1 protein-coding gene is annotated in these 8,919 nt (G+C 37.5%); it reads right to left on the bottom strand.

Annotated elements, in window-relative coordinates; all coding sequences use genetic code 11:
• Positions 1-95: 95 nt before the first annotated feature.
• Positions 96-8,900: a fibronectin type III domain-containing protein gene (locus BM383_RS15365; protein WP_218157950.1), complete on the bottom strand. Its 8,805-nt coding sequence runs from the start codon at positions 8,898-8,900 to the stop codon at positions 96-98.
• Between the last annotated feature and the right edge of the window lie 19 nt (positions 8,901-8,919).

Raw genomic sequence — 8,919 nt, forward strand, 5'->3', positions numbered from 1 at the left:
ATTTAACACTACATTCAAAATACTATTAAGAATATAAAAAATAAAAAGGCTACCCCATAAAGGTAGCCTTTTTGCATATTAGTTGAGGGTCGGAATTACTCTTTAGAAATTTTAATCGTTTTCATGTATTCACCCACCATTACTTTAATTATATAATTTCCAGAAGCCAATTGTTTCATATCAATGGTATATGTTGTAGACTCTGGAGTAAGGTAAAGTACGTTTTGGCCAAGCATATTGTAAACCTCAATTGAATTGATAGGCATATTAGCTTGAAGATTTAGTTTGTGGTATTTCACAGGGTTTGGATAATAAGAAAACTCTACATGTTCTGCTCCTTTAATAGCGTTCGTAGCCAAGTCTATTACTTCTATTCCAAATGTGCCGGCTTCACCGGTGTAATCTACCTGAATATAATACATTTCTCCTTCTACAAGTGCATTTACATCTGTAAGTTGTATATCAGAGTTGTTTGGAATAGTTACTCCATTGTCTTGATCACAATCTATAGAGGTGGCTAAGGAAGTCATGTCTGAACAAGATACAGAAGAAGCACTGTATATTGCTATTTGCGTATCTGTTAAAGTTCCTCCAGGTATATCTGTAGTAATTTGAACTTCTCCACCTTCTGGAGCGATAAAACTAAACCAAACAGATCCATTAGAAGTATTGAAACAAGATGGAACAGGTTCATTTGTTTCTAATGTTGCATCAACCGTAGTGTACGCATCACCATCTGTAGATCCTATTTGACTACTGTCTAGTACATCTAAGTTAATTGCATTACAAAGATCATCATTTGCTGGTGGAGTAGCACATGCATATGTGAATGATCCTAGGTCTACGTTACAATCAGAATCAATTCCGTGGTTTAAGGTAAGCGTTACTGTAGATTCATTTTCAAAAGGACCTACTTGTATAGCTCCAATGGCAGTTACATCCCAAGTAGTTGTACCGTCAGTTATGCCTGGAGATCCATTTCCTAAACTAGTAATATCAACATTTACATAGAATTGCTCATTCTCACAATCTTCATTGATGTTGGAGAATCCATACGTTGGGGATTCACATATAAACGGACAAGTGTATGTAAAAGATCCTAAATCTATATCACAACTGCCATCAGTTCCGTGTAATAGTAATAATTCAGCTGAAGATCCACTATCAAAGGGACCTACCTGAAGTACTCCAGTTTCAGTAATATTCCAAGTGTTAAATCCGTCTGTTATAGAAGAAGTTCCATTTCCTAGGTCTGTTATGTCAACTTCAACATAGAATTGCTCATTATCACAATCTTCGGCAATTGTTGGAGTATCATATATGACTGCTTCACATGGAGTAGGACACGTATATGTGAATGATCCTAGATCTATGTCACAACTGTCATCGGAACCATGATTTAAAGTAAGAGAAACATTAGCACCATCTTCAAATGGACCTATTTGCGTATTCCCTGTTGAGGTGATATTCCAGGTATCTGTGCCATCTGTGATGAATGGAGAACCGTTTCCTAAGTCCGTAATGTTGATATCAACGTAGAATTGGTCATTATCACAATCTCCATTAACTACAAGAGTATCGTAAGTTGCTGCCTCACATGGAACAGGACACGTGTATGTATATGTGCCAACAAAAGAGTCACAAACAGTATCGGTTTCATGAGTTATACTTATATCTACTGTAGAACCGGAAGCAAATGGACCGATGTAATTTTGACCATTGTAGACGATATTCCACATATTGGTGCCATCTGTGAAATAAGAGGATCCATCCCCAAAACTTGTGACAGTAATAATAACGTAATATTGATCGTTGTCGCAATCTGTTGCACCGTCTACCGTACTATATGTAACGGGTACACAAGGAACTGGGCAAGTGTATGTAAAAGAACCAAGGTCTGTGTCACAACTAGTATCAGAACCGGTTAAAGTAAGTTCAACTGAAGCGCCGTTTTCAAATGGACCTACTTGCATAGTTCCAGTGGTTGTTACATTCCATGAGTCAACTCCATCTGTAACAGTAGATGTTCCATCTCCAATATCTGTAACTTCAAGAGTTACGTAGAATTGATCGTTGTCACAGTCTTCATTAATTGTTGCTTCTGAATAACTAGCAGCATAGCATGGAACTGGACAAGTATAAGTAAATGAGCCCAAGTCTACATCGCAATCGGTATCCGTACCATGATTTAACATAAGATCTACAGAAGCACTGTCTTCAAATGGACCTATTTGCATAGCTCCGGTTGCTGTAATATTCCAAGTATCTGTACCATCAGTAATAGATGGTGAACCATTTCCTAAGTCTGTAATGTTGATATCAATGTAGAACTGGTCGTTATCACAATCTGCATCAACAATAGGAGTATCATAAGTTGCTGGTGAGCATGCTGTAGGATTAACATTTAGCATGAAATCTTGTACTACACCCCAATTTCCATTATAACAAGGAGATAATTGTGTTCCTGTAGACGCACTCACAATTCTCATTAAATGATTTCCTGTTGAAACAGTAGAAGGTATAACGAAAGAAGCTTGTTGTTCATCTGGATTATCATAGCCCGATGTTCCTGAATACAGGAGTTCTGTAGTGTCTAAGGTATAATCATTATTAAAGTCAACCCAAATAGCATAATCGTATGGGTAACCAATTTCAAAGGTGATATCAACTGTGGTATTAATGTCTTGTTGAACGTTTACAGCAGAATCAGTGAAATCAGTATATGTTTCATAAGTTTCTGGTGTAAACTCAGTTGAATTGATGGTTACACTTGTAATGCCGTTACCTTCCAAGGCTTCTGGAATAGCTTCACAATAACATTGATCTGCAATGGTTGTGAAGGAATGTTCATCACATCCAGTAGCGGTACCTGCATCGTTATACGGAGTAATAGTTACATAATAAGTAGTGTTTACAGTTCCTGTAACGCTGTATTCTGTAATATTTCCGAGGTCTAGCTCTAAAATGTCGCTACTTCCCGTAGATGTACCTACTATTAGGTTATACCCACTTGCATTGGATATTGAATCCCAAGAGATGGAAGTTTCATAATTTCCACAAGTTTCATTTAGAGTGATGATTACATTACTAACACAATCAGGAGCACAAATACTGCTGAATTCTCCTAAATCGATATCACATAGTCCGTCAATTCCATGTTGAAGCGTTAAAGTACTAGTTTCAGCAATATCAAATGGACCGGCTTGTATGGTTCCGGTAGCAGAAATATTCCATGTGTTTGATCCATCTGAAATCAATGGAGTTCCATTTCCAAGATCGGTAATATTTAGACTTACATAGTATTGGTCGTTATCACAGTCATTAACTATAATTGGGGTTTCATAAGATGGAGGAATACACCCTACTTGAACCACTTCAATTCCAAAAGTTTCTGTAGCATCGGCTACATTGTTAACTTGTACGTAATAGATTTCTCCAGGGGTTAAAGCATTTTCATCTGTTAATTCAAGAGAAACTATATCAGAATTTGTTGCGCAAGCAATTTCTTCTCCTGTCGTTATAAGTTGTGTACAAGACGTTGTTCCTCCAGAATAAACTGCTATTTCAACTGAAGAAGCACCATCTGGAATGTATGTATTGATTTCTACTTCACCACTGTACGGAGCTGTAAAGCTAAACCATGATGATTCATCTATGGAGCCTGCAAAACAAGATGGAATAGGTTCTAAAGGTTCTTCAACATAAGCCGAGAAATTATAGGCATCATTACCAATAGTTCCTTCATCAGCAGATGTTATTGGAATTAAGTTGATTGCATTTTCAATCGTAAATTCATTTTCTGCAACAGGAGTATTTACGGTTACGGTAACATCATCTGTAAGGGTAGCTAAACTTCCATCACATTTGTTGTAACTAATTTGTGCAGTATAGGTAGTGGTTTCTAATGGTGATACAGTAATGGAAGCATCTGATCCCAAAGATGTAGAGCCATCAAGCCATTCAAAACTATAATTAGCTGGTCCTGCAGGAACGTATCTCCAATACTCATTTTCTGCGGTCCATACTTCTGTATTTCTTCCTGGTGGTGCATATCCTATAGTACCATCGGCGTTTTGAAGTCCTGCTAGTGCATACCCATTGTTCCAAGATGTACAAACAGGCTTGTCAATAATATTTATTTCAATAGCATTGGTTGCCTCGTGTAAAATGATTTGAGAAGTTGTTGTTTCGGTAGAGCAAGAAAATAAACATACATCATTGTAATTTATAACAAATGATCTGTTTGGCGATTCTCCTGAAACTAAATATTCTATATCACCGCAATAGGCAGGATTGATATCTTGGAAAACACCAAAAATAGCATTTGTTGGTAAGCTAGGACTTGGTAATTGATCACTAAAAGACCATGGGCAGAATGTATTTGCAAGAGATGTGTTAAAGGAGATAACTCCGTTTGCCCCAATAACTAATTGGTTGTATGTTTCTCCAAAGAAACAGAAATCGAAACCTATGTCTATAATACCAGAATATTGATCATCTACGGTAACTTGAGAAGATGTTCCTTCTTCTATTTCAGGGTTACAGGCAATACTACTTAATTGATAAGTACTTGTGTCGGTTCCTGAAAAAGTGAAGTTAGCTTCTAGTTCCACTTCAGAAGTTCCACAATCTACTGTTTGGTCATCGCCTGCTTCTATAGTGTTACATGCAACATCGTAAATTGGCGGGCATTCTTCTTGTGTCATACTACCGCTGTAAACAGAGCAGTTTTGATCATCAGCGTTTGCTACAGTAATATTCACGTTGGTGCCGTTATCATAAGGGCCAAATATGTAAACATCTGGTGTAGTTATAGTAAGTTCATCAGTACCTTGATTATCATTAATAAGTAGGCTTGAAGCAGATCCAAAATCTGTAATATCAACATTGATGACAAACTGTGGAGCTTCTGCACAGTCACTAATTACAGAATAAGCCACTGTGGGGCTAACGCAGGTATAACAATTTACAGTAAAGTTAATAGGTGTTACATTGGCACCATCAGAACAACTATTGGTGCTGTCTGATGTTACGGAAACAAATAACTCTGATCCTGTTGAGATGAAATTAGTACCAGAAAGATCTCCATCAGCACCGGTTCCTTGATATAGGATTGTGGACTCATCAGAATCATAAACTGTGATTTGATCATTTTCATCTGCTAAAGATCCTTGATTAAATAAAATATTTAATTGTGTAGCTCCGTCTGATGATGTAAAGTGATACATGGTGTTGTCATCGTTTTCATAACAATAGTTTACGCTTGTAGGTCCTGCTGAACAAAAAATTGTATATTCTGTTTGAATGAGCGTAGTGAATGTGTAAGCGTCTGACCAATCACTATTGAAATCCACATCACAATTAGATCTTACAAAAACTTCATACGTTGTGTTAGCTTGTAACCCTTCAAGAGATATAGGTAGTGTAGAAACGGCTATGCCTGTATCTGTTTCATCTGGTATTTCTGTTCCAGACTCTTGAATGATATATTCCCAGGTATCTTCTGTATTCACATTTGTATCATCCCAGTTAATATTAGCACTGCTACTTGTAATGTTCGAAGCAACTATATTTTCTGGACTGTTGCAGATATCCATACAAGTTTGAACACGTAAAAAATCAACTGCTACATCTCCTGAGGAACCTGATGTGTGTGTTTGCTTAAATTGTATATAAACGGTTTCTCCTGCATATTCACTAATATCTAATCCAATAGGAATCCAACTATCAACTGAAGTTGTTTGATATTGCCCAGTGTATGTGAATAGGTTTGTAAATGGACCTGTGCTTGAGGTAGCTATTCCTACATCGAAAGTTCCTATGTTATAACCATATGCAAAATAGTAAAATGAAAGTTCTACTTCTTCAGACGCTTCCGAAAGGTCAATTGCTGGTGAAATAGCAGATTTTGTTGAATAGTAAGAGCTTGATGATTCAAATAGCATATAATTGGAACCACTATAAGCGGTGTTAGGTCCGGTATAATAGTTTTCACTAGTACCAGGAATTTCCCAAGTACTGTAGCTATTTCCAGAGGTGACATCACCTGTCCAATCTCCTAGGGTATCAAATTCTTCAGTAAATACATAATTAGCTTCCTCTGTGGAACATGTAACTCCTTCTGGTGGAGATGGAGGATCGTTAAGTGTTGTAAAAGTAATCGGTCCGTACCATGCACTTACTGTTTCGGTATCACATATATTTTGAATGTAGACGTCATATGTAGTACTTCCGTTTAAGTCACTAAGATTATATGTAGTACTGGAAGCAGATACTGTTGTTCCTGTTCCAATGGTGAAATCGGTTTCTCCATATTGAATGTTCCAGGATGTACCTTCGTTATTGTTGGTCCAAGTAACGTCTACATTATCATTTGCGATGTTGGATACCGAGGCCGTTGTAATAGGTAGACAGATATCAAATTCATCAAACATAATATCATCAAGAGCTACATCATCTTGATTTCCGTAAGATGATTCAGTTGTAATGAATCTTGCTTGTACGGGACCAGTAATGTTATAAGAACTTAGGTCAATGGAAACAAACTCCCATCCGTCTGTATTTGTATTACTTGTGTATATGTCAGTATTCCAAGAGCTTCCGTCAAAGAAGTCTACTGAAAAATCAAGATTTGGATCTCCTTCATTATTACTATTTAAATAGAAATGAAGAGCAGGTGTCGTTAAAGATGAAACATCAACAGACGGAGTAGATAGCGTAGTTCCATTGTAATGAGAATTACTGTCGTCTACATAGGCAAAATACGATCCGCTTAGTGTTTCTTCAGTTCCCATGTCACCATAATATCCTGCATGTGAAACATAAGTGCTAAAATACCATTGCGGGTAACCATCTGGATCATTCTCCCAACAATCTGGGGTGTTATAACTTGTAAAACTTTCCCAGTATGGAGCCGTTTCTTGGCATAATGTAGTAACGGTGAAAGGTCCTTGCCAAATACTATTCGTGGTACATTCAGTCTGAATATAGATGTCATATGTAGTATTTGGGGAAAGGCCTGTTAAGTTATATGGATTGTTTTCTATGTCTAAAGTAGTACCGGAACCTTGCGTAAAACCTGAAGCCCCATACTCTATGTTCCAAGAAGTATAGGTGTCATCCAAATCGCTCCATGAAATATCTAGTGAGGTCGCAGTAATATTATTTAGTGTAACGTCTGTAGGAGGTAGACAGATGTCAAGCTCATCAAACATTACATCGTCAATGGCTACGTCATCTTGATTTCCGTAAGAAGATGAAGCTTCAGAAACTTTAAATCTTGCAACCACATTACCTGTAATGGTGTAATCGCTTAGGTCAATCGAAATAAATTCCCAACCATCTGTATTGTTGTCGCTGGTGTAGGCATCGTTATTCCATTGGCTACCATCAAAAATATCTACTGAGAAATCTAAATTAGGATCACCTTCGTTATTACTATTTAAGAAAAAATGAATAGCTGGCGTTGTAAGATTTGAAACATCAACAGCTGGAGTAGAAAGTATTGTGCCGTTTGAGTGTGTATTAGAATCATCTACGTAAGCAAAATAATTTTGACTTATTGTAGTTGCTGTTCCCATATCACTATAATATCCTGCATGTGAAGCATAGTTGCTGAAATACCATTGTGGATATCCATCTGGGTCATTTGTCCAGCAGTCGGGCGTATTATAGGATTCAAAGTCTTCCCAGTATGGCGCAGTTTCTTCACATAAAGTTGTGAATGTATAAGGTCCTTGCCAAGTACTGTTTGAAGTGCATTCCGTTTGGATATAAACGTCATAACTTGTGTTTGATAATAATTCGCTAAGGGTATAAGGATTAGCAGATACGTCTATAGTGGTTCCAGATCCTTGCGTAAATCCAGATGTTCCGTATTCAACATTCCAGGCAGTAGCGGAGTCGGATAAATCTGTCCATACAACCTCTGCGGATGTTGCTGTTATGTTTTCAAGCGCAATGTCTACAGGCGGCAAGCAAACGTCAAGTTCATCAAACATAACATCGTCAATAGCTAGATCATCGTAGTATGCGTAAGAAGAAGTAGGGTAGCTAGCATGAAATCTTGCAGCTACACTACCAGTAATAGTGTAGTCACTCAAATCGATAGAAACAAATTCCCATCCATCGGTATTTTCATTACTCGTAAAAGCATCGTTATTCCAAGTTGATCCGTCAAAAATATCTACTGAAAAATCAATATTTCCATAACCCTGATTGTTACTATTTAAAAAGAAATGAATTGCAGGTGATTCAAGGTCTGAAACATCTACGAAAGGGGATGTTAGCGTAGTACCATCATCGTAATAAGTAAGGTATGATCCATCTACGTAAGCAAAGTAGCTATCGCTAATAGTGGAACCTCCCATATCTCCATTATCACCTGAGTAATAGTTATATGTGCTGAAATACCAATAAGGATATGTGTTGTCGTTATTGTTCCAACAAGATGGAGTATTATAGCTAAATTCTTCTGTGTAAGGAGCTGTTACTTCGCATGGCGTAGTTACTGTAATGGGGCCTTGCCAAGAACTGTTGGAGTCTGCACAATCATTTTGAATATAAAAATCATAGGTAGTGTTGGATGTAAGTCCTGTTACTGTATAAGGATTTGCATCAGCACTCACAGTAGTTCCGGTTCCTAGTCCAAAGTTTGAAGCTCCATATTGGATATTCCAATTTGTGGAAGTTACCAGATCATCCCAGGAAAGCTCTACTTGTGTTGGAGCCACATAGTTTGCGGTTAAGTTTAATGCAGGAAAACAGTAGTCTAGTTCATCAAATTTAACATCGTCAATGGCAACATCATCATAATAGCCATTAGAGTCACCCTCGTCAACAACAAAACGTATCTGAACCGCTCCGGATATGGTATAGGAAGAAAGATCTACCGAGACCAATTCCCAACCTTCTGTGTCT

It is taken from the genome of Pustulibacterium marinum (assembly GCF_900116665.1).
Lineage (GTDB): Bacteria > Bacteroidota > Bacteroidia > Flavobacteriales > Flavobacteriaceae > Pustulibacterium > Pustulibacterium marinum.